We start from the raw sequence: 16,982 nt of genomic DNA, 5'->3' as shown, positions 1-16,982 counted from the left end.
AACGATCGGCGAGGCCGCACCCGCAATCCCTCAGAACCGCTCACCCTCCGGCAGATAGCGCCACTCGCCCGGCGCCAGCTTGCCCAGCGGAATGCGGCCGATGCGCAGGCGGCGCAGGCCGGTCACTTCCAGCCCGACCTGCGCGCACATGTCGTGCAACTGGCCCGGCTGCACGTGCTTGATCGCGAAGCGCAGGCGCTGTTCGCTCTGCCAGCTGACCTTGCACGGCGGCAGCGTGCGCTGGCCATGGCGCAGGCCGTGCGCGAGCCGATGCAGGCCGTAGGGCTGCAACGTGCCGCTCACCTCCACCACGAACTCCTGCTCCAGCGTGGCCGCATCCTCGCTCAGCCGCCGCAGTACGCGGCGGTCCTGGCTCAGCACCAGCAATCCGCTGGCCTCGGTCTCCAATGGCAGCGGCAGACTCAGGCGCAGGAAATGGCGCTTGAGCACACGCATGTCGCTGGCATCCAGCGCGCTGCGGTTGCCGGGCGTCGCCAGCGCGAGCGCCTCTTCGGCGCGCATCCCCGCCGGCTTGTGCAGCAGCAGCGTGACCGCCTGCGCCGGGCCGAGTTGCGCGTCGGGCGCCAGCGTCACCTGCTGGGTGGTGATCGGCGTCTGCGGTTCCTCGACCACCACCCCGTCCACGCTGACCCAGCCGCCCTCGATGTACTGCTGCGCCTCGCCGCGCGAACACGGCAGCAGGGCGGCGAGATGCTTGTCGAGACGGACGGGGCTGGGCATCGGCAGTACGCGATCGGTCGGGGGCGCAGTGTACGGGCGTCGCGGGGACGCTGCCACGCAGCTGCGCCTCAGTGCTCGGCCAGTTCCAACTGGGTCAGGTACAGGCGCAGGTCGAATTCCAACTGGTGGTAGTCCGGCGTCATGTGCGCGCACAGCTGGTAGAAGGCCTTGTTGTGCGCGCTTTCCTTCAGGTGCGCCAGTTCGTGGGCGACGATCATCGGCAGGAACGCCGCCGGCGCATCGCGGAACACGCCGGCGATGCGGATCTCGCGGCTGGCCTTGAGCTTGCCGCCCTGCACCCGCGACACCGTGGTGTGGGTGCCGAGTGCGTGCTTCACCGCCTGCAGGCGGTTGTCGTAGATCACCTTGTGCAGCGGCTCGGCGCTGCGCATGCAACGGTCCTTCAGCGCCTGCGTGTAGTCGTACAACTGGCGATCGGTGCGCACCGCGTTGGCCTCGGGGTAGCGGCGGCGCAGCCAGTCGCCCAGGCGCTGGCGCGCGATCAGTTCGCGCACCTGGTCCAGGACCTGGGGTGGGTAGCCGACGAGGTAGCGCAGGGTGTCCATCCCGCCACCTTAGCCTGGCGCGCGCGGCGGGGCATCCGCCGTGTGCGGCCTTCGCGGGCGGGCACCGGCGCTGCGGGTATCATGCGCCTCCCGAATCCGAGTCCGTGGACGCTTCCGATGCGCAATCCCCTGCAGGAGCAACTGCTCAAGGCCGGCCTGGTGAAGAAGAGCCAGGTGGCGCAGGTCGCGCGCGAGCAGGCCAAGGCGCGCCAGGGCAAGACCCCGCCGCCGCCCAGTGCCGAGCAGCTGGAGAGCGAGCGGTTGCGGCAGGAGCGGGTGGAGCGCGATCGTGCGCTGTCCGCCGAGCGCAATGCGCAGGCGCGTGTGCAGGAGCAGCGCGCGCAGGCGCGGCAACTGGTCGAAAGCCACAAGCTCAAGGCCGACGGCGAGATCGACTACCACTTCACCGATGCCGGCAAGATCCAGCGGCTGCGGGTGGATGCGGCGCTGCGCGCGCAGCTGATCGCCGGCAGCGTGGCGATCGCGCGGCTGGATGCCGGCTACGTGCCGGTGCCGCGCGCCGTCGTGGAGAAGATCGTCGCGCGCGATCCGGCGACCATCGTGTTCGATGCGCTGGCAGCAACGCCGGCCAGCGGCGAGGACGATCCGTACTACAGCCAGTTCAAGGTCCCGGACGACCTGATCTGGTGAGGCGGGACGCCGGGCGGCGCTGCATGAACGTCTCGGCGAGGTGAAGCCGGCGTGCATTGCATTCGCCGGTGCGGGCCGCATCATCCAGGCAAGGCAAGAGTGCGGAGACGACCATGGCCACTGGGTGGGCAGGCGACGGCGCGGTGCAGGACCAGATCGATGCGACCGTCGAGGATGCGATCAAGCGGGCGCGCAGCCAACTTCCGCAGGGGCCGGGGCTGAGCCACTGCGAGGACTGCGACGCGCCGATTCCCGAGGCGCGGCGCAAGGCCGTGCCGGGTGTGCGCCTGTGCGTGGCCTGCCAGGACGCGCAGGACCGCGCGCAGCACGAGCACAGCGGCTACAACCGCCGCGGCAGCAAGGACAGCCAGCTGCGCTGAGGCTCAGCCGGCGCGATCGGTCTCCAGCGCAGGCTTTGCGTGCAGCGCGATGTTGAGCTGATCGACCACGATCGCCCAGTCGGCGTCTTCCAGGCGCTCCTCGCGCAGCAGTTGTGCCTGCGCGGGTGTCCAGAACGGGGCTTCTTCCAGGCGCATGTCATCGGGCAGCGGCGCATGCTGGGCGATGAACTGGCGAATCTCGTCTTCGCTGTTGGGCAGGCCAAGTTGGGCGAAGAGGTCGGCGAACGGATGAATGACGGGTTCCATGCAGTACCTGGTCGGGAAAGGGGAGATCGCCGCGCTAGGCGGCTGGCATCGACCATAGCGGCTTCGTCATGTGCGTGGCGTCAGCGTCCGCGTCGGTGGCGTGCGGCGCTCAGCCTAGCCCGGATGGAGCCGGATGGCCGCGCCAGCGGCGCGTGCTGCGCTGGAAGAACAGGCTGTTGGGGATCTGCAGCACGCTCTCGCCGTCGCCGTCGCGTTCCTCGCGCAGCGTGGTGTAGATCAGGTTGATGTCGATCACCTGGCCCTTCAGTCCCGGCTTTTCGCCGTTCTCCAGCAATTCGATGTGGTCGTGCAGGCGGAACGGGCGCGTGGTGAAGATCAACAGCGTACAGAAGATGTTGGACAGCACGCTCCAGGCGGCGAAGAACGCCACCGCCGCGACCGCGGCGAAGCCGGTGAAGGCGGTCCACAGCACGGTGCCGGAGACGCCGAAGCGGTCCAGGATCAGCAGCAGCGCCGCCGCGTAGATCACGAAGCCGCTGCCGCGGCGCGCCATCATCACCAGTTCCGGCGGCAGCGCGTAGTGCTCGCCCAGGCGCCGGATCAACCGTCGCAGCAAGGTCCGCAGCAACCACGCGCCGAGCACGATCAGCACGATCTGCGCGCCGGGCACGATCACGTCGAGCCAGCGGTGCGTCCACGGCGGCAGCAGGGTATGGAGCGAGGGCATTGCACTTCGGAACACGCAGGGGAGGCGCGATGGTCGCAAGCGTGGCCGCCGCGGGCAAGTCGTGCTGGCGTGCGCTGCGGCGGTGGGCGGCTCAGCCGGCGCGTTCCAGCGCCTCCCACTGCGCCTCGGTGACGTCCGGCAAGGCTTCCAGCGCCGGCTTGGCGAACAGATAGCCCTGGTAGAGGTCGATGCCCAGCGCGCGCAGTGCACGGTACTCGGCAGGCGTCTCCACGCCCTCGGCGAGGATGCGGCAGCCCAGCGGCGCGGCCATCGCGACGATGCCGCCGACGATGTGGCGGCGCGCGGCGCTGCCGTCGATGCCGCGGATCAGCGCCATGTCCAGCTTGATCAGGTGCGGCTGGAAATCGGCGAGCAGGTTGAGGCCGGAGTGGCCGGCGCCGAAGTCGTCGATCGCGGTGAGGAAGCCGCGCTGCGCGTAGTCGCGCAGGATGCGCACGACCTTGGGCAGGTCGGCGATGCGTTCGGACTCGCTCAACTCGAAGATCAGGTCGCCGGTGGGCACGCCGAAGTGCTCGGCCGCCCTCAGGGTCAGGCGGATGCAGGTCGCCGGTTCGTACACCGCATTGGGAATGAAGTTGATCGACAAGCGCGTGCGCAGGCCCAGCTGCGCGGCGGTGGCGATCGCCTGCACCCGGCAGGTCTGGTCGAAGCGGTACATCTGCTGCGGGCGCACCCGCGCCAGCACCGCCGCCGCGCCGCTGCCGTCCTCGCCGCGCACCAGCGCCTCGTAGGCGTAGATGGAGCGGGTGGCGGCATCGACGATCGGCTGGAACGCCATGCGCACGGCGAAATCCAGCGGCTCGCCATCGCGACAGTTGCCGCAGGCGGGCTGGCCGAGTTCGGCGGACAGGGAGCGCAGGAGCATGCCGAAACGAGACCGTGGAAGAGATCGCAGTATGCGCTTTTAGCGTGAAGACGGTGCCGTGCTTGCGCGCCGGCGCCGGCGCTCCGAGGACGCCGTGTTGGACCTGGCCGTGTGGTCGTCGGCGCCAACCGGAGGCGCCGTCGTCGCGTGCCAGGCGCCGCGTCCTCGCGCGGCGTGGCCCGGCGTCCACGTCCGGCCGTGTCCCGCCGCAGGTGCGCGATGACGGCGGGATGCGCGGGCGCTAGCCCGCGTCGGCGACGTCGACCTTCTTCAGCACGCGGGTGGTGCCGAGCACCTCGACGCGGCCGCCGGCCTGGTGGAACGCGGCCAGGTCGGCCTCGATGCGCTCGCGGCTGAGGCCCTTTTGCGCCTTGTCCGCGGCGCTGGCGCCGCGTGTGTTCCTGGCGCCGGGCGAAGCGGTGGTGCTGGTCGGTCGTGCCATGCTGGAACTCCTGCAGTCAGTACATCGTCAGGGGAATGCCACGGGTCAGTTGCTCGTGGTGGGTACGGCGGATCTCGCGGCAGTACGGGCCGGCCATCGCGAACTTGCGGCAGACCGCCGGGCGCTGCGCGTAGATGGAGCAACACATGCGCGCGCCGTCCACCGCCACGCACCAGCCGTCCTCGTCGCGCGCCATCACGTGCAGACCCTCGCGGGTGTACTCGGTGAGATGCTCGGGGACGTGGTCGTCCGGCATCACCAGGACGGTCAGGCGGCAGCAGATCGCGTCGCAGCGGTCGCAGGCGATGTCAGCGTCGGTCGCGTCCCGCGCGCTCTCGCTCATGCGTCGCCGCCCCGATCCGGACCTGTCGGCCAGGAAGGTGGCTGAAGCGGCGACGCCAGACGCTCGATCTGGAGCGTGGCAAGGGCGGGGGACATGGCGCTCCGAAGGATCCGGCCCGTAAAGGGACGGAGGTTGGCGCGAGAAGGAAGCGAGTCGGGCGACAGGAACGGCCGGACGAGACGCGCGTAGCGACGTGACGCTGAAGCGTGCCGCCATGCTACGCCAGTCGTGCGCCCGCTGCATGAACAATGCGGGCCGCAGGCGGCGCGCCGGCCGCGAGCGACCGGTCGGGGAGGGGCCGCCGACGCCTGTGCTGCCTGTGCTGCGTCAGTCCTGCGCGGCGGCCAGCGCCAGGCCCTGCACCACGCCGAACGAGGGGTCGCCGTGGACCAGGCGCGCTTGCGGGAACGCGGCAACGACCAGGCGCTGCAGGTAGCCGGCGCGCGACATGCCGCCGGTCAGGAACACCGCGGCCGGGTCGCCGCCGATGTCCTGGCGCACCTGCGCCAGCAGCTCCTGCAGGGCTTCCAGGTAGCTGCGTGCGGCCTGCACCAGTTCCTCGGCCTGCACCTGCACCTGCAAGCCGGCTTCGATGTAGTCCAGCGTCTCTGTGTGCCGCTCGGCGTCGCTGAGGCGGATCTTGCTGCGCTCCACCGCACGGTACAGGCGCGCGGTGTTGCCCGGTTCCTGCAGCGCCTGCAGGCGCGCCTCGTACGGCGCGGGGACGGCGTCGTAGCGGTGCTGGCGGAAATCGCGCTGGCGGGTGGTGTCCTGCACCATCGCCGCTTCGACGTAGTGGTGCGAGGGCACGCGGGTGATGCCGCGGCCGAACTGCGGCATGAACCCGGCCAGGCTCAGCGCCAGGTCGATGTCGGTGCCGCCGCGCGGGATGCCCCAGGCGCGGTGCACCTGCGGCGCGGCGTCGCCGCCGACGCTGGCGTGGGCGATGTCGGTGGTGCCGCCGCCGATGTCCACCACCACCGCGGTGTGGCGCTCGCGGCTGACCGCGTGGTAATGCATCGCCGCGGCGGCCGGTTCCTCCAGGAAGGCGACGTCGTCGAAGCCGGCGGTGATCGCGGCGCTGTGCAGGATCTCCAGCGCCTGCGCGTTGCCGGCCTCGCCGATCGAACTGCGGAACTGCACCGGGCGGCCGAGCAGGGCGCGGCGCACCTGCACGCCCAGTTGCTGCGAGGCGGTCAGGCGGATGTGTTCGAGAATGTGCGCGGCGATGCCGGTGATGGTCTGGCGCGCGCGCGGATGCAGGTTGTAGCCCAGCATCGACTTGGGACTCTGCACCAGGTTGCCTTCGCCTTCGACGAAATACGCGTCCAGTGCATCATCGCCGTATACCGCGTTCTGCAGCAGCGCCGCGGAACTGCGCGGCTCGCGCATCTGCGTTTCCATCCACTGCCGGCGCACCACCCGGATCGCGTCGCGGCGCAACGCGTCGGGGCTGCGTTCGCGGCCGGCGGCGAGCGCGTCGCGGCGGCCGGATTCGATCAGCTCGTCCACCTGCCGTTCCAGCGCCGGGGTCAGGTCGAACTCGGCCGGGTCGCGCATCACCTCGGGGAAGTACACCGTGGTGCGGAACTGCTGCTGCGCGCCGAACTCGATCGGCACCACGCGGCCGTCGATCACCGCGGCGGCGGCGGAATTGCTGGTGCCGAAGTCGATACCGAGGCGCATGACGGTGCCGGGGGCGGGAGGGGCCGCGCACTGTGGGGCAAGCCGCCGCGCGACGCAAGCGCGGTCGCAAACGCACGAGGCCCGCATCGGCGGGCCTCGTCGGGGGCGCGAAACCGGGTCGCTTACAGCGCGGCGCCGGCGTGGCCCTGGTTCTTTTCCTGCTCGGTGGCCTCGCGCACGCCGGCCACTTCCACGGCGAAGTGCAGCACCTGCCCGGCCAGCGGGTGGTTGCCGTCGATGGTCACCAGTTCTTCGCCGACCTCGGTGACCGTGACCAGCAGCGGGCCCTGGTCGGTCTGCGCCTGGAACTGCATGCCCGGCGCCAGCGACCCGGCATCCGGGAACGAACCGCGCGGCACCTGCTGCACCAGTTGCTCGTGGCGCGGGCCGTAGCCCTCGGCCGGGATCACGTCGGTGGTGACCGACTCGCCGGTGCGCTTGCCGGTCAGCGCCTTTTCCAGGCCCGGCACGATGTTGCCGGCGCCGTGCAGGTAGCTCAGCGGATTGTCCGGCGAGGACTGGTCGATCACTTCACCGGCGTCGTCGGTGAGGGTGTAGTGGATGGTGGCGACAAGCCCGTTGGCGATCTCCATGGGAAACCTCGTTCAGTGAGTAAGGGGGATACGCCGGCACAGTCACAGCGCGATGAGAGGGGTGCTACCCGGCTACCCTAACGAAAAGCGGCGCAGGGCCGCAAGTCGCGTCGGGGCGCCGCCATTCAGGCCGGCGGCGGCCGGCGCAGCGCGGTGCGCCGGGCCAGCCAGGTCTCCGGGGTCTGCGGCTTGACGAACAGCGCCTGCAGTTCCGGATGCTCGGCGCGCGCGGCGGCCTCGATGCGCTCGATGCACGCTTCGATCTGCGCGGTGCTGCGCTGGTCCTCGAACTCGGCGCTGAGCGCGGCCACCACCTGGTCCGGCCCCATCTGCACGCTGAGTACGCCGTTGACCGCGAGCACGTCCGGATCGGCCGCGGCGATGCGCCGCAGCGCGTCGCCGAGCGGGCGCGCCGCCGGCTCGCCGATCAGCAGGCCCTTGGTCTCGCGCGCCAGCACGAACGCCGAGCAGGCCAGCACCGCGGCGATGCCGACGGAGGCGACGCCGTCCAGTTCCGGCATGTCCAGCCATTGCGCTGCGAACAGCCCGGCCAGCGCGATCAACAGGCCGATCAACGCTGCGCTGTCTTCCACCAGCACGGTGAACAGGCTCGGGTCCTTGCTCTCGCGGAACGCCTGTACGTAGCTCAGGCGGCCCTTGCGCGCGCGGAACTCGCGCAGCGAGACCCACCACGAGCCGCCCTCGAACACCAGCGACAGCCCCAGCACGATGTAGTTGAGGGTGTGGTCGCTGGCCGGCTGCGGATCGCGGATATGGGCGATGCCCTCGTACAGCGACACCCCCGCGCCGAGCGCGAACACCAACAGGGCGACGATGAAGCTCCAGAAGTACAGTTCGCGCCCGTGGCCGAACGGATGGGTCTCATCGGCCGGGCGCGCGGCGCGGCGCAGGCCGTACAGCAGCAACAGCTCGTTGACCGTGTCCACCAGCGAATGCACGCCTTCGCTGAGCATCGCCGAGCTGCCCGAGATCGCCGCGGCGACGAACTTGGCGATGGCGATGGCCAGATTGCCGGCGAGCGCGGCGTAGATCGCGAGGCGGGACCCGGACGAAGCGGACATGAGATTCCTGCGGCTGGCGCGGCCGCACGGCGGCACGGGGCGGGCGGCTACAATAGGCGGCTCGCCGTCGTCGCCGTATCAAGGATTCCCATGCCCGCCGCACCCGCCTGTCCGCAATGCACCCTGGAAAACACCTATGTCGACGGCGCCAACTGGGTGTGCGCGGACTGCGGCCACGAGTGGCCGGTCGCGGCCGACGCCGCCAACGACGCGGCGACGGTGGTACGCGACAGCAACGGCAACGTGCTGCAGGCCGGCGACACGGTGGTGGTGATCAAGGACCTGAAGGTCAAGGGCTCGTCGATCCCGCTGAAGCAGGGCACGGTGATCCGCGGCATCCGCCTGGTCGAAGACGATGCCGAACACATCGAAGGCAACTCGGACAAGATCAAGGGCCTGGTGCTGAAGACCTGCTTCCTGCGCAAGGCGTGAGCGGGCGAGCCCCACTGCATCGCCCGCTGCGGCGGCACCGATGCGGTGCCGCCGCAGGACGCGATCAAACCAGCGTCGGGTAGTCGGTGTAGCCCTTGGCGCCGCCGCCGTACAGCGTGTCGGCGTCCACCTGGTTCAAGGGCGCGTCGCGGCGCAGTCGTTCCACCAGGTCCGGGTTGGCGATGAACGGGCGGCCGAACGCCACTGCGTCGGCGCGGCCGGAGGCCACGGTCTGTTCGGCCAGTGCCTTGTCGTAGCCGTTGTTGACCAGCCACGGACCGTGGAACTTGGCGCGCAGCGCCGCATAGTCGAAGGCGATGTTGTCGCGCGGGCCGCCGGTGGCGCCTTCGATCACGTGCACGAAGGCCAGGCCCAGCGGATCCAGGCGTTCCACCGCGCGCTCGAACAGCGGCTGCGGGTCGCTGTCGCGCGCATCGTTGGCCGGGGTCACCGGCGACAGGCGCACGCCGGTACGGTCGGCGCCGATTTCCTGTGCCACCGCTTCAACCACTTCGAACAGCAGGCGGGTGCGGTTCTCGATGCTGCCGCCGTAGGCATCGTCGCGGTGGTTGCTGCCGTCGCGCAGGAACTGGTCGATCAGGTAGCCGTTGGCGGCATGCACTTCCACGCCGTCGAAGCCGGCGGCGATGGCGTTGCGGGCGGCGCGGCGGAAGTCCTCGATCAGCGCGGGGATTTCGTCCAGGCGCAGTGCGCGCGGGGCGGAGACGTCGGTGAAGCCCTCGGCGGTGAAGGTCTTGGCATCGGCGCGCTGCGCGCTGGGCGCCACCGGCGCGGCGCCGCCCGGCAGCAGGCTGACGTGCGAGATGCGGCCGACGTGCCACAGCTGCAGCACGATCTTGCCGCCACGGCGATGCACCTCGTCGGTGACTTTCTTCCAGGCCGCGACCTGCGCGTCGCTGTAGATCCCCGGGGTGTCCTTGTAGCCCTGGCCCATCGGGCTGATCTGGGTCGCCTCGGCGATGAGCAGGCCGGCGCTGGCGCGCTGGCCGTAGTACTCGGCGGCCAGTGGCGAGGGGATGCGGCCTTCGCCTTCGGCACGGTTGCGGGTCAGGGGCGCCATCACGATGCGGTTGGCCAGTGCGATCGCGCCCAAGCGCAGCGGCGTGAACAGCGGGGAAGCGGTGTCGGTCATCGGGGGGTCTCTTGGTGGTGGGGTGGGGCGGCCGACCCTACAGCGGGGCGCTGCAAGGCGGCGTGCGTGCAGGACATGGGGACGCGCGCGGCGGTTTCCCGGCGGTGCGGTGGGACAGTGCGTTGCTGCGGCGGCACCTTCGCGAGGGCATCGCCACCCCGGGCGCCACCAGCGGCACCGCGCAACGCGGCGTTGCGCAGGCGGGGCTGCAGGACTTGCTGCAATGCACAATAATGGGCGGCCCTTTCCTTCGGGACGTGCGCATGACCTCATCCGCCACGGTGCCGCTGTCGCAGCGCGGCTACGTGCTGATCCTGTTCGCGCTGGCGATGGGCGGTTTCGCGATCGGCACCAGCGAGTTCTCCACCATGGGGCTGATGCCGTACATCGGCCGTGGTCTGGTCATCGATGCGCCGCAGGTCGGGCATCTGATCAGTGCCTATGCGCTGGGCGTGGTGGTCGGTGCGCCGCTGCTGGCGATCCTCGGCGCGCGCTGGCCGCGGCGCGATCTGCTGCTGGCGCTGATGGGCTTCTATGCGTTCGGCAATCTCGCCAGCGCGGTGGCGCCGGACTATCACAGCATGCTGCTGGCGCGCTTCGTCGCCGGCCTGCCGCATGGCGCCTATTTCGGTGTGGCGACCCTGGTGGCCGCGTCGATCGGTCCGCCCGACCAGCGTGGCGCGGCGGTCAGCCGGGTGCTGCTCGGCCTCAACCTGGCGGTGCTGGTCGGCAACCCGCTGGCGACCTGGCTCGGCCAGGTGGCGGAATGGCGCTATGCCTACGCCCTGGTCGCGGCGATCGCGGTGCTGACGGTGGTGCTGGTGTGGCGCCTGCTGCCGGCCGATCCGCAGGAGGCGCGGCCCTCGCCGTTGCGCGAACTGCGCGCCTTCAACCGCACGCAGGTGTGGCTGGCGCTGGGCATCGGCGCGATCGGCTTCGCCGGCATGTTCTGCGTCTTCAGCTATCTGGCACCGACCCTGATGGAGGTCACCGGCGTGTCCGAACACTGGATCCCGGTGGCGATGGGCGCATTCGGGCTGGGCGGCCTGCTCGGCAATCTGGCCGGCGGCTGGCTGTTCGACCGGATGCAGTTCCGCGCGGTGCCGCTGGTGTTGCTGTGGTCGCTGGCGGTGTTGCTGGTGTTCCCGCTGGCGGCCACCTCGCCGTGGGCGGTGCTGCCGGCGGTGGTCGCGGTCGGCAGCATGGGCGCTTTGGCGCCGGTGCTGCAGACCCGCCTGATGGACGTGGCCAGCGACGCGCAGACCCTGGCCGCGGCCTCCAACCATGCCGCGTTCAACCTGGCCAACGCGCTGGGGCCGTGGCTGGGCGGGATCGCGATCGGCGCCGGCCTGGGCTGGACCTCCACCGGCTATGTCGGCGCGGCGATGGCCGTGGGCGGCCTGCTGATCTACCTGTGGGCGCGCCAGGCGGCACGGCGTGGCGCCTGCGCGCATGCGGCCGGCTAGGGGGCGCTAGGGCAGCGGTCGCGCCGTGGAAGACAGCCTGCGCAGCGCGTCCAGCTTGCCCTGGTAGCGCGGTTGCGTGGCCGGATCGGCGTGGGCCATGGCCTCGCGCAGCGCCGCGGTGGCGCGGCGGGTGTCGCCGCTGTGCAGGTAGGCGCGGGCCAGAGCGAAGTACAGCAGGTGGGCGCCGTCGTAGAGGTGCAGGGCATGCCGGTAGTAGGCAATCGCTGCGGGGTAGTCCTGGCGTCGCTCCGCCTCGTTGCCGAGCAGGTATTGCTGGAATGGGTCGCGTTGGCGCACCTGTTCCATCTGCCGCTGCAGGGCGGCCTCCCGCGTGCCGTCGCCCAGGCGTCGGGCCAGGCCCACGGCGTTGGACAGCGCCGGCAGGTGTTCCGGATCGATCTCCAGCGCCTTGGCGTAGTCGCGTGCGGCGGCGGTGCTGTCGCCATCGCGCATCGCCAGCACACCCTGGTTGTTCCAGGCCCCGGCGAAGCGTGGGTCCATCTGCAGGGCCATCGCCAGATACGCGCGGGCGCCGTCGAGATCGCCGTCGACCATCAGCTCGGCGCCGCGGTTGTTGTAGTAGTGGGCGAGGGCGCGGCGGTCGGAGATCGGCTGCGGCCCGCGCCGGTCCATCAGCACGCTGCGGTCCAGGTCGATGCTGCCGCGGCCGCTGTCCACGCGCACGCCGGCGTTGACGTGGCCGACGTTGTACAGCGCATTGCCGTCCTTGTACCAGCTCAGCACGCGGCGTACTTCCTGGACCTGCGCCTGCAGCCCGACGTCGCGCGCCATCGCCACGAACAGCAGGGTGAAGGACAGGCAGTTGACGTGGCGCGTGGCGTAGCTCTCGGCGACGCTGTGGGTGGCCTTGGGGTCGTATTGCAGGTCCAGGCCGTTGGCATCGAAGGCCAGCGCCACCAGTTGCTGCAGACGGTGTTCGGCATCGGCGCCGCGGTCGATGCGCTGCTGCAGCAGCGCATGCAGCGCCGGTGGCAGCTGCATGATCTGCTCAGGGATCGGAACGGCGGTTGCCGCGGTAGTCGTCGCCCGAACCGGCGGTGTCGCCTCTCTCTGGACGGCCGCTGCCGTGTGCGATGAAGGTCGCGACGGTGTGGGCGGCGACGGGGCGGCCGTGGCGGCGGCGAGCAGGGCGAACGCGGTCCAGGCGAACATGACGCACCTCGCGGTGCCCTGCAGTGGCGAGGGCTCGCCTGCACTATAGGCCCTCGCTGGCGAGACAGGACGGTCATCGTGGCGGTGCCGACGAGCGGTCTCCGGCCGACGCGATCGATGGCGGCGGTCATCCACAACCGCTGTGGACGAACGTGGGGCAACCGTGTGGATAAGTCGCTGCCACGCAGGCGCCACAATGCACGCAGACAGGATGGTGAAAACTTCGCCACATGTCTGACTGCGCAGTGCGGCCATGAACGCGTGTTCACCACGGGCAATGCCGCGTGACGAGCGAGCGCCGATGGCTCACGTGCGCTTTATGCCGCTCTGCCCAGCATCGCCAACACCACGCAACGCGGCAATCCTCTCGACCGCGCCGTGCGATATCCAGGTTCACCCCCGTGTGCCCGTTGCGCGATATCGCTGGCCTCGCCACAGGAGTTTCCCATGAGCATCCAGAGCAAGACCACGCACAGCCTCAACGACCTCATCGCCATTTCCCGCGACGGCAAGGACTTCTACGAAGAAGCCGCCAAGAAGGTGGGCGACGCCGAGTTGTCCGCGCTGTTCCTGCGCATCGCCGGCGTCAAGTCGGACATCGTGAGCAGCCTGAGCGCAGTGGTGCAGTCGGTCGGCGGCAAGCCGGAAGAGCACGGCACCATGGTCGGCAGCATGCAGCAGATGTACGGCAAGGTCCGCGCCGCGCTGGGCGACACCAAGTACGGCTACGTCGCCGAGCTGGAAGAGTCAGAAGATCGCCTGCTGAAGGCCTTCAACGAGACGATCGCCGACGCCGACACCCCGGTCGCCGCGCGCGACGCCGCCACCCGCCTGCTGCCGGAAGTGCGCGCCTGCCACGACGTGATGCGCACCCGCAAGCACGCGATGAAGAACGCGGCATAAGTGCCGCCCGCCGCCGGCCCGGCGCTCCGCATCGCGGCGTTGTCCGGGTCGGCGTGCCGATGGTCTGCAGCGGGACGGTGCGCTTGCTACCATGCGTGCTCGACCGCTGCCCGACCTGATTGCGGCGTTTGCCGCTTCTGCCCATGTCTCCCGATGCTGCGCCTGCCGGCGCCCAGTTTTCGCTCGGTTTCGATGCGCCTGCCGCACGCGAAAGCCTGTTCTTTGCACTGCTACCCGACACGCGAACCGCGCAAGCGGTGCACAGCCTTGGCCAGCAACTGTGCCAGGCGCATGGTCTGCACGGGCGTGCGCTGCCGCCCGAGCGGCTGCACGTGACCTTGCACTATCTGGGCGAATACGCCGGGATTCCGCCACGCTTGCTGCAGCAGGCATGCGCCGCCGGGCAGGCGCTTGCGGCCTCGCCCTTTCAACTTGCATTCGACCAGGCGGTGACTTTCGACAGCCGCGCGCGTAGCCGACCGCTGGTACTGCGCGGTGATGCCGAGCCCGCGCCGTTGCTGGCGTTGCGTCAGGCGCTCCAGCAGCAGTTGGCCCGACACGGCGTGGCGCCGCGCGCCGACGGCGCCTATCTGCCGCACATGACCCTGGCCTATGTCGATCAGGCGTTGGCGTCGCAGCAGGTGCCGGCGCTGCATTGGCAGGCGACGTCGCTGAGCCTGATCCGCAGCGTACAGGGCCAGGGCCGTTACCTGCACGAAGCCAGCTGGCCGTTGCGCGCCGCCCCTGCGCAGCACGGCGCATGAACGCGGCGCCGCTGACCCTGCCCGAGGCGCAATGGGCGCAGCTGCGGGCGGCCTACGCCGAACCGCCGCGGGCGTATCACCATTTCGGCCACGTCGAGGCGGTGCTGGCGCACTACGCCGAGGTCGCCGCCGACACCGGCTGGCGGCAGCCACGCGAGGTCTACCTGGCCGTGCTCTATCACGATGCGGTCTATCGCGCCGGCCGCGGCGACAACGAAGCGCAGTCGGCGCGCCTGGCCGAGGCGGCGATCGCGCAATGGCTGCCGGACGCCGCGGTGGAGGCGACGCGGGTGGCGGCGCTGATCGAACTCACCGCGCGTCACGGGCAACTGACCGTCGACTCGGTGGATGCGGACGCCGCGCTGTTCCTGGATTGCGACATGGCCATCCTCGGCGCCGCGCCGGAGGCCTTCGCCGCCTACGACCGCGCCATCGCCGAGGAGTACCGCGGCGTGGTGCCGGGCTGGTTGTACCGACGCAAGCGCCGCGCGTTCCTGCGCACCGTGCTGGCGCAGCCGCGCATCTTCCTCAGCGAGCGCTTCCATGCGCGCTACGACGCGGCCGCGCGCGCCAACCTGCGTCACGCCATCGGCTGAGGGGACGCGGACCGCGGCCTGCGCCGCCTTCTTCTACACTGCCGCGCCGGTCTGCTCCGGCCGCCGCCACGGAGCCCCATGTCCGACCCTGCCGCCAATGCCGATCCCCGCCCGCAGGCGCCGCTGCCGCCGGGCCCCAGCGACTGCTGCGACAGCGGCTGTCCGCTGTGCGTCTACGACCTCTACCACGAGGAGCTGGAGCGCTACCGGCAGGCGCTGGCCGCCTGGCGGCTGCGCCATCCCGGCGCCGACGCGGACGCCTGACAGGCCTGCCGGTGCAGGCGCTGGCGCAGGTCCGGCGTACCTGGCATGAACCAGGGAGCGCGCCGCGCTTCGCGCCGTCGCCGTTCGGGATTATCTTTACACGCCTTTTCAGGATTGCCGGATGATGCAGAAGCGTGGCGGTTGGATGTGGGGATGTGCATTGGGCGGACTGCTCGCGGCCGGCGTCGCCGGCGCAGCACCGGGCGCTGCGGCCACCGCCGCGCCGCGTGCCGGCGCACCGGCCGCGGCGCCGGAAAAGCTCAGCCACGGCCGCTTCGAGCAGGTGCCGGTGCTGTTGCCCAAGGGCAACGCGCAGCGCGTGGTGCTGTGGTTCGCCGGCGGCAAGCATGCCGACGCCGAGCGCATGCGCCAGATCGAGGCGCTGCGCGACGACGGCGCGATGGTCGCGGTGATCGACAGTGCGCACCTGCAGGCGGTGCTGGCCAAGATCGACGGCACCTGCGGCTTCTCCGCCGGCGACGTGGAGAATTTCTCGCGCTACGTGCAGGCCTATTTCCACGTGCCGACCTACCACCTGCCGTTGCTGGTGGGCGATGGCGACGGCGCCGCGCTGGCCTATGCGGTCGCGGCGCAGGCGCCCAAGCATCTGCTGGCGGGCCTGCTGACCGAGGATTTCTGCCCGGTGCAGGTGCTCGACGACCAGATCTGCGGCGCCGGCATCACCGCGCCGGCGCGTGCGTTGCAGGCGACTGCGCTGCCGGTGCCGTGGCTGGCCGCGCTCGATGCCAAGACCCGCCGCGACCGTTGCACCCAGCAGAGCGATGCGTTCCTGCAGAAGGTGGCGCAGGCGCGGCAGTTCCGCCGCAGCGCCAGCGGCGATGCGCTGCCGGGCCTGCGTGCGGCGGTGCGTTCGCTGGGCGATCGGCCCGGCGTCAGTCTGCCGCCGACCCCGGCCGACCTGGCCGGGCTGCCGGTGGTCGAAGTGCCTGCCGCCGCGGGCGCGGGCGATGCCGACAACGGCAACGTGTTCGCGATCTTCGTCTCCGGCGACGGCGGCTGGGCCGGACTCGACCAGCAGGTCGCCGGCGCCCTGGCCAAGGCCGGCATCCCGGTGGTGGGCGTGGATTCGCTGCGCTACTTCTGGAGCGAGCGCACGCCGCAGGGCTTCGCCACCGACCTGGACCGCATCTACCGCCACTACAGCCACCTGTGGCAACGCGGGCGGGTGGTGCTGATCGGCTTCTCGCAGGGCGCCGACGTGCTGCCGGCGGCCTACAACCAGTTGCCGGAAGCGATGCGCGACCAGGTGCAGCTCACCGCCTTGCTGTCGGTCGGCAAGACCGCCGACTACGAGTTCCACGTGTCCAACTGGATCAGCTCCGGCGACGACGGCCTGCCGATCGCCCCGGAAGTGGCGAAGATGCCGCCGGCGCAGACCCTGTGCATCTATGGCGAGGACGACGACGACGCGCTGTGCCCGGACCTGCCCAAGGGCGCGGTGCAACTGGTCAAGCTGCCCGGCGACCATCATTTCCAGGGCGATTACGCCACGCTGGCCAAGCAGATTCTGCAGCGGATTCAGTAGAAGCCGGGATTGGGGAGGCGGGATTGGGGATTGGAGGTTGGTCGCGCGTGCGGGCTTGCGCGCTCGCGTCGTCGGCCGCCGTACCCTCACCCCAACCCCTCTCCCGGGGGGAGAGGGGCTAGCGCTGTTCCTTCTCCCCTCGGGAGAAGGTGCCCCGAAGGGGCGGATGAGGGTTCGACCCCCAACCACGCGCGAAGACCCGGGTTGGGCTCTTGCGAATCCCCACTCCCAAATTGCGCATCTCGGCCCATAACCGAATACCCACCCCCAAAACGCCCAACCCCGCCCTCAAGCGACTCCCTCTTACACACCTCTTACGCTGCCTAAGATACGTCCCCTATACTCCGCCTACCAATAATG

Annotated in this window: 20 protein-coding genes and 1 pseudogene; 9 read left to right on the top strand and 12 right to left on the bottom strand. The window is 70.5% G+C overall.

Annotated elements, in window-relative coordinates:
* Positions 1 to 30: 30 nt before the first annotated feature.
* Both CEK66_RS19130 and CEK66_RS19125 read right to left on the bottom strand, forming a co-directional pair.
* On the bottom strand, positions 31 to 741 hold the full coding sequence (locus CEK66_RS19130) for an rRNA pseudouridine synthase (protein ID WP_152237954.1): 711 nt from the start codon (positions 739 to 741) through the stop codon (positions 31 to 33).
* Positions 742 to 809: 68 nt separating this feature from the next.
* Positions 810 to 1,307: a YgjP-like metallopeptidase domain-containing protein gene (locus CEK66_RS19125; RefSeq protein WP_043092704.1), complete on the bottom strand. Its 498-nt coding sequence runs from the start codon at positions 1,305 to 1,307 to the stop codon at positions 810 to 812.
* A gap of 117 nt (positions 1,308 to 1,424) precedes the next feature.
* Here CEK66_RS19125 and CEK66_RS19120 point away from each other — a divergent pair, with 117 nt between their 5' ends.
* Positions 1,425 to 1,958 (top strand): DUF2058 domain-containing protein, encoded by a 534-nt coding sequence (locus CEK66_RS19120; protein ID WP_152237953.1) that lies wholly within the window; start codon positions 1,425 to 1,427, stop codon positions 1,956 to 1,958.
* A gap of 113 nt (positions 1,959 to 2,071) precedes the next feature.
* Positions 2,072 to 2,338, top strand: a complete 267-nt coding sequence (locus CEK66_RS19115; protein WP_010342319.1) for a DksA/TraR family C4-type zinc finger protein — start codon at positions 2,072 to 2,074, stop codon at positions 2,336 to 2,338.
* Positions 2,339 to 2,341: 3 nt separating this feature from the next.
* Here the strand turns inward: CEK66_RS19115 and CEK66_RS19110 are convergent, their stop codons facing one another.
* The 8 genes and pseudogenes from CEK66_RS19110 to CEK66_RS19075 form a co-directional block, all read right to left on the bottom strand.
* Positions 2,342 to 2,605: a DUF2789 domain-containing protein gene (locus CEK66_RS19110; RefSeq protein WP_152237952.1), complete on the bottom strand. Its 264-nt coding sequence runs from the start codon at positions 2,603 to 2,605 to the stop codon at positions 2,342 to 2,344.
* Between the two features lie 109 nt (positions 2,606 to 2,714).
* The gene (locus CEK66_RS19105) at positions 2,715 to 3,293 is read right to left on the bottom strand and encodes a mechanosensitive ion channel domain-containing protein (RefSeq protein ID WP_152237951.1); all 579 of its coding nucleotides are present in this window, start codon (positions 3,291 to 3,293) and stop codon (positions 2,715 to 2,717) included.
* A gap of 91 nt (positions 3,294 to 3,384) precedes the next feature.
* The gene (locus tag CEK66_RS19100; RefSeq protein ID WP_152180853.1) at positions 3,385 to 4,179 is read right to left on the bottom strand and encodes an EAL domain-containing protein; all 795 of its coding nucleotides are present in this window, start codon (positions 4,177 to 4,179) and stop codon (positions 3,385 to 3,387) included.
* A 241-nt stretch (positions 4,180 to 4,420) separates the two neighbouring features.
* Complete coding sequence (locus CEK66_RS19095) at positions 4,421 to 4,621, bottom strand: hypothetical protein (protein ID WP_152237950.1); 201 nt, start codon at positions 4,619 to 4,621, stop codon at positions 4,421 to 4,423.
* Between the two features lie 16 nt (positions 4,622 to 4,637).
* Positions 4,638 to 4,964: a YkgJ family cysteine cluster protein gene (locus CEK66_RS19090; protein WP_017908235.1), complete on the bottom strand. Its 327-nt coding sequence runs from the start codon at positions 4,962 to 4,964 to the stop codon at positions 4,638 to 4,640.
* Between the two features lie 327 nt (positions 4,965 to 5,291).
* Entirely contained in the window at positions 5,292 to 6,650 is a 1,359-nt protein-coding gene (locus CEK66_RS19085) for an Hsp70 family protein (protein ID WP_152237949.1), read from the bottom strand.
* 122 nt (positions 6,651 to 6,772) lie between these two features.
* Positions 6,773 to 7,243, bottom strand: coding sequence for a peptidylprolyl isomerase (locus CEK66_RS19080; RefSeq protein ID WP_152237948.1), 471 nt, complete (start codon positions 7,241 to 7,243; stop codon positions 6,773 to 6,775).
* 125 nt (positions 7,244 to 7,368) lie between these two features.
* Positions 7,369 to 8,310 (bottom strand): annotated as a pseudogene (locus CEK66_RS19075) (cation diffusion facilitator family transporter); the annotation flags it as partial.
* A gap of 105 nt (positions 8,311 to 8,415) precedes the next feature.
* Between CEK66_RS19075 and CEK66_RS19070 the strand changes: the two are divergent.
* The gene (locus CEK66_RS19070; RefSeq protein ID WP_017908239.1) at positions 8,416 to 8,757 is read left to right on the top strand and encodes a zinc ribbon domain-containing protein YjdM; all 342 of its coding nucleotides are present in this window, start codon (positions 8,416 to 8,418) and stop codon (positions 8,755 to 8,757) included.
* Between the two features lie 64 nt (positions 8,758 to 8,821).
* Here the strand turns inward: CEK66_RS19070 and CEK66_RS19065 are convergent, their stop codons facing one another.
* On the bottom strand, positions 8,822 to 9,910 hold the full coding sequence (locus CEK66_RS19065) for an alkene reductase (protein ID WP_152237946.1): 1,089 nt from the start codon (positions 9,908 to 9,910) through the stop codon (positions 8,822 to 8,824).
* Between the two features lie 263 nt (positions 9,911 to 10,173).
* On the opposite strand from CEK66_RS19065, the gene CEK66_RS19060 reads away from it, so the two are divergent.
* Complete coding sequence (locus CEK66_RS19060; RefSeq protein WP_152237945.1) at positions 10,174 to 11,376, top strand: MFS transporter; 1,203 nt, start codon at positions 10,174 to 10,176, stop codon at positions 11,374 to 11,376.
* A gap of 6 nt (positions 11,377 to 11,382) precedes the next feature.
* Here the strand turns inward: CEK66_RS19060 and CEK66_RS19055 are convergent, their stop codons facing one another.
* A complete protein-coding gene (locus CEK66_RS19055; protein WP_043092690.1) occupies positions 11,383 to 12,378 on the bottom strand; it encodes a tetratricopeptide repeat protein in 996 nt (331 codons plus the stop codon).
* A gap of 618 nt (positions 12,379 to 12,996) precedes the next feature.
* On the opposite strand from CEK66_RS19055, the gene CEK66_RS19050 reads away from it, so the two are divergent.
* The 5 genes from CEK66_RS19050 to CEK66_RS19030 all read left to right on the top strand — a co-directional run bounded on the left by CEK66_RS19050 (position 12,997) and on the right by CEK66_RS19030 (position 16,622).
* Entirely contained in the window at positions 12,997 to 13,452 is a 456-nt protein-coding gene (locus CEK66_RS19050; RefSeq protein ID WP_041500455.1) for a PA2169 family four-helix-bundle protein, read from the top strand.
* 143 nt (positions 13,453 to 13,595) lie between these two features.
* A complete protein-coding gene (gene thpR / locus CEK66_RS19045; RefSeq protein ID WP_043092684.1) occupies positions 13,596 to 14,216 on the top strand; it encodes an RNA 2',3'-cyclic phosphodiesterase in 621 nt (206 codons plus the stop codon).
* Positions 14,213 to 14,812 carry a hypothetical protein gene (locus CEK66_RS19040; RefSeq protein WP_152237944.1) on the top strand — a complete coding sequence of 200 codons (600 nt, stop codon included), beginning with the start codon at positions 14,213 to 14,215 and terminating at the stop codon, positions 14,810 to 14,812. The genes thpR and CEK66_RS19040 overlap by 4 nt, the downstream gene beginning before the upstream one ends.
* Before the next feature lie 78 nt (positions 14,813 to 14,890).
* Positions 14,891 to 15,076 (top strand): oxidoreductase-like domain-containing protein, encoded by a 186-nt coding sequence (locus CEK66_RS19035; RefSeq protein WP_017908246.1) that lies wholly within the window; start codon positions 14,891 to 14,893, stop codon positions 15,074 to 15,076.
* A gap of 121 nt (positions 15,077 to 15,197) precedes the next feature.
* Positions 15,198 to 16,622 carry a virulence factor family protein gene (locus tag CEK66_RS19030; RefSeq protein WP_193312718.1) on the top strand — a complete coding sequence of 475 codons (1,425 nt, stop codon included), beginning with the start codon at positions 15,198 to 15,200 and terminating at the stop codon, positions 16,620 to 16,622.
* Positions 16,623 to 16,982 lie beyond the last annotated feature (360 nt).

This window comes from Xanthomonas sp. LMG 12460 (assembly GCF_009192895.1).
GTDB classification, from domain to species: domain Bacteria; phylum Pseudomonadota; class Gammaproteobacteria; order Xanthomonadales; family Xanthomonadaceae; genus Xanthomonas_A; species Xanthomonas_A sontii.
Note: the sequence above shows the minus strand (reverse complement) of the source record. Positions and strands in the feature narration are given on the sequence as shown.

What these genes read in the sequence shown, in the direction of transcription:
- CEK66_RS19130 (WP_152237954.1), bottom strand. Translation starts at nt 741, where the DNA reads ATGCCCAGCCCCGTCCGTCTCGACAAGCATCTCGCCGCCCTGCTGCCG.
- CEK66_RS19125 (WP_043092704.1), bottom strand. Translation starts at nt 1,307, where the DNA reads ATGGACACCCTGCGCTACCTCGTCGGCTACCCACCCCAGGTCCTGGAC.
- CEK66_RS19120 (WP_152237953.1), top strand. Translation starts at nt 1,425, where the DNA reads ATGCGCAATCCCCTGCAGGAGCAACTGCTCAAGGCCGGCCTGGTGAAG.
- CEK66_RS19115 (WP_010342319.1), top strand. Translation starts at nt 2,072, where the DNA reads ATGGCCACTGGGTGGGCAGGCGACGGCGCGGTGCAGGACCAGATCGAT.
- CEK66_RS19110 (WP_152237952.1), bottom strand. Translation starts at nt 2,605, where the DNA reads ATGGAACCCGTCATTCATCCGTTCGCCGACCTCTTCGCCCAACTTGGC.
- CEK66_RS19105 (WP_152237951.1), bottom strand. Translation starts at nt 3,293, where the DNA reads ATGCCCTCGCTCCATACCCTGCTGCCGCCGTGGACGCACCGCTGGCTC.
- CEK66_RS19100 (WP_152180853.1), bottom strand. Translation starts at nt 4,179, where the DNA reads ATGCTCCTGCGCTCCCTGTCCGCCGAACTCGGCCAGCCCGCCTGCGGC.
- CEK66_RS19095 (WP_152237950.1), bottom strand. Translation starts at nt 4,621, where the DNA reads ATGGCACGACCGACCAGCACCACCGCTTCGCCCGGCGCCAGGAACACA.
- CEK66_RS19090 (WP_017908235.1), bottom strand. Translation starts at nt 4,964, where the DNA reads ATGAGCGAGAGCGCGCGGGACGCGACCGACGCTGACATCGCCTGCGAC.
- CEK66_RS19085 (WP_152237949.1), bottom strand. Translation starts at nt 6,650, where the DNA reads ATGCGCCTCGGTATCGACTTCGGCACCAGCAATTCCGCCGCCGCCGCG.
- CEK66_RS19080 (WP_152237948.1), bottom strand. Translation starts at nt 7,243, where the DNA reads ATGGAGATCGCCAACGGGCTTGTCGCCACCATCCACTACACCCTCACC.
- CEK66_RS19070 (WP_017908239.1), top strand. Translation starts at nt 8,416, where the DNA reads ATGCCCGCCGCACCCGCCTGTCCGCAATGCACCCTGGAAAACACCTAT.
- CEK66_RS19065 (WP_152237946.1), bottom strand. Translation starts at nt 9,910, where the DNA reads ATGACCGACACCGCTTCCCCGCTGTTCACGCCGCTGCGCTTGGGCGCG.
- CEK66_RS19060 (WP_152237945.1), top strand. Translation starts at nt 10,174, where the DNA reads ATGACCTCATCCGCCACGGTGCCGCTGTCGCAGCGCGGCTACGTGCTG.
- CEK66_RS19055 (WP_043092690.1), bottom strand. Translation starts at nt 12,378, where the DNA reads ATGCAGCTGCCACCGGCGCTGCATGCGCTGCTGCAGCAGCGCATCGAC.
- CEK66_RS19050 (WP_041500455.1), top strand. Translation starts at nt 12,997, where the DNA reads ATGAGCATCCAGAGCAAGACCACGCACAGCCTCAACGACCTCATCGCC.
- thpR (WP_043092684.1), top strand. Translation starts at nt 13,596, where the DNA reads ATGTCTCCCGATGCTGCGCCTGCCGGCGCCCAGTTTTCGCTCGGTTTC.
- CEK66_RS19040 (WP_152237944.1), top strand. Translation starts at nt 14,213, where the DNA reads ATGAACGCGGCGCCGCTGACCCTGCCCGAGGCGCAATGGGCGCAGCTG.
- CEK66_RS19035 (WP_017908246.1), top strand. Translation starts at nt 14,891, where the DNA reads ATGTCCGACCCTGCCGCCAATGCCGATCCCCGCCCGCAGGCGCCGCTG.
- CEK66_RS19030 (WP_193312718.1), top strand. Translation starts at nt 15,198, where the DNA reads ATGATGCAGAAGCGTGGCGGTTGGATGTGGGGATGTGCATTGGGCGGA.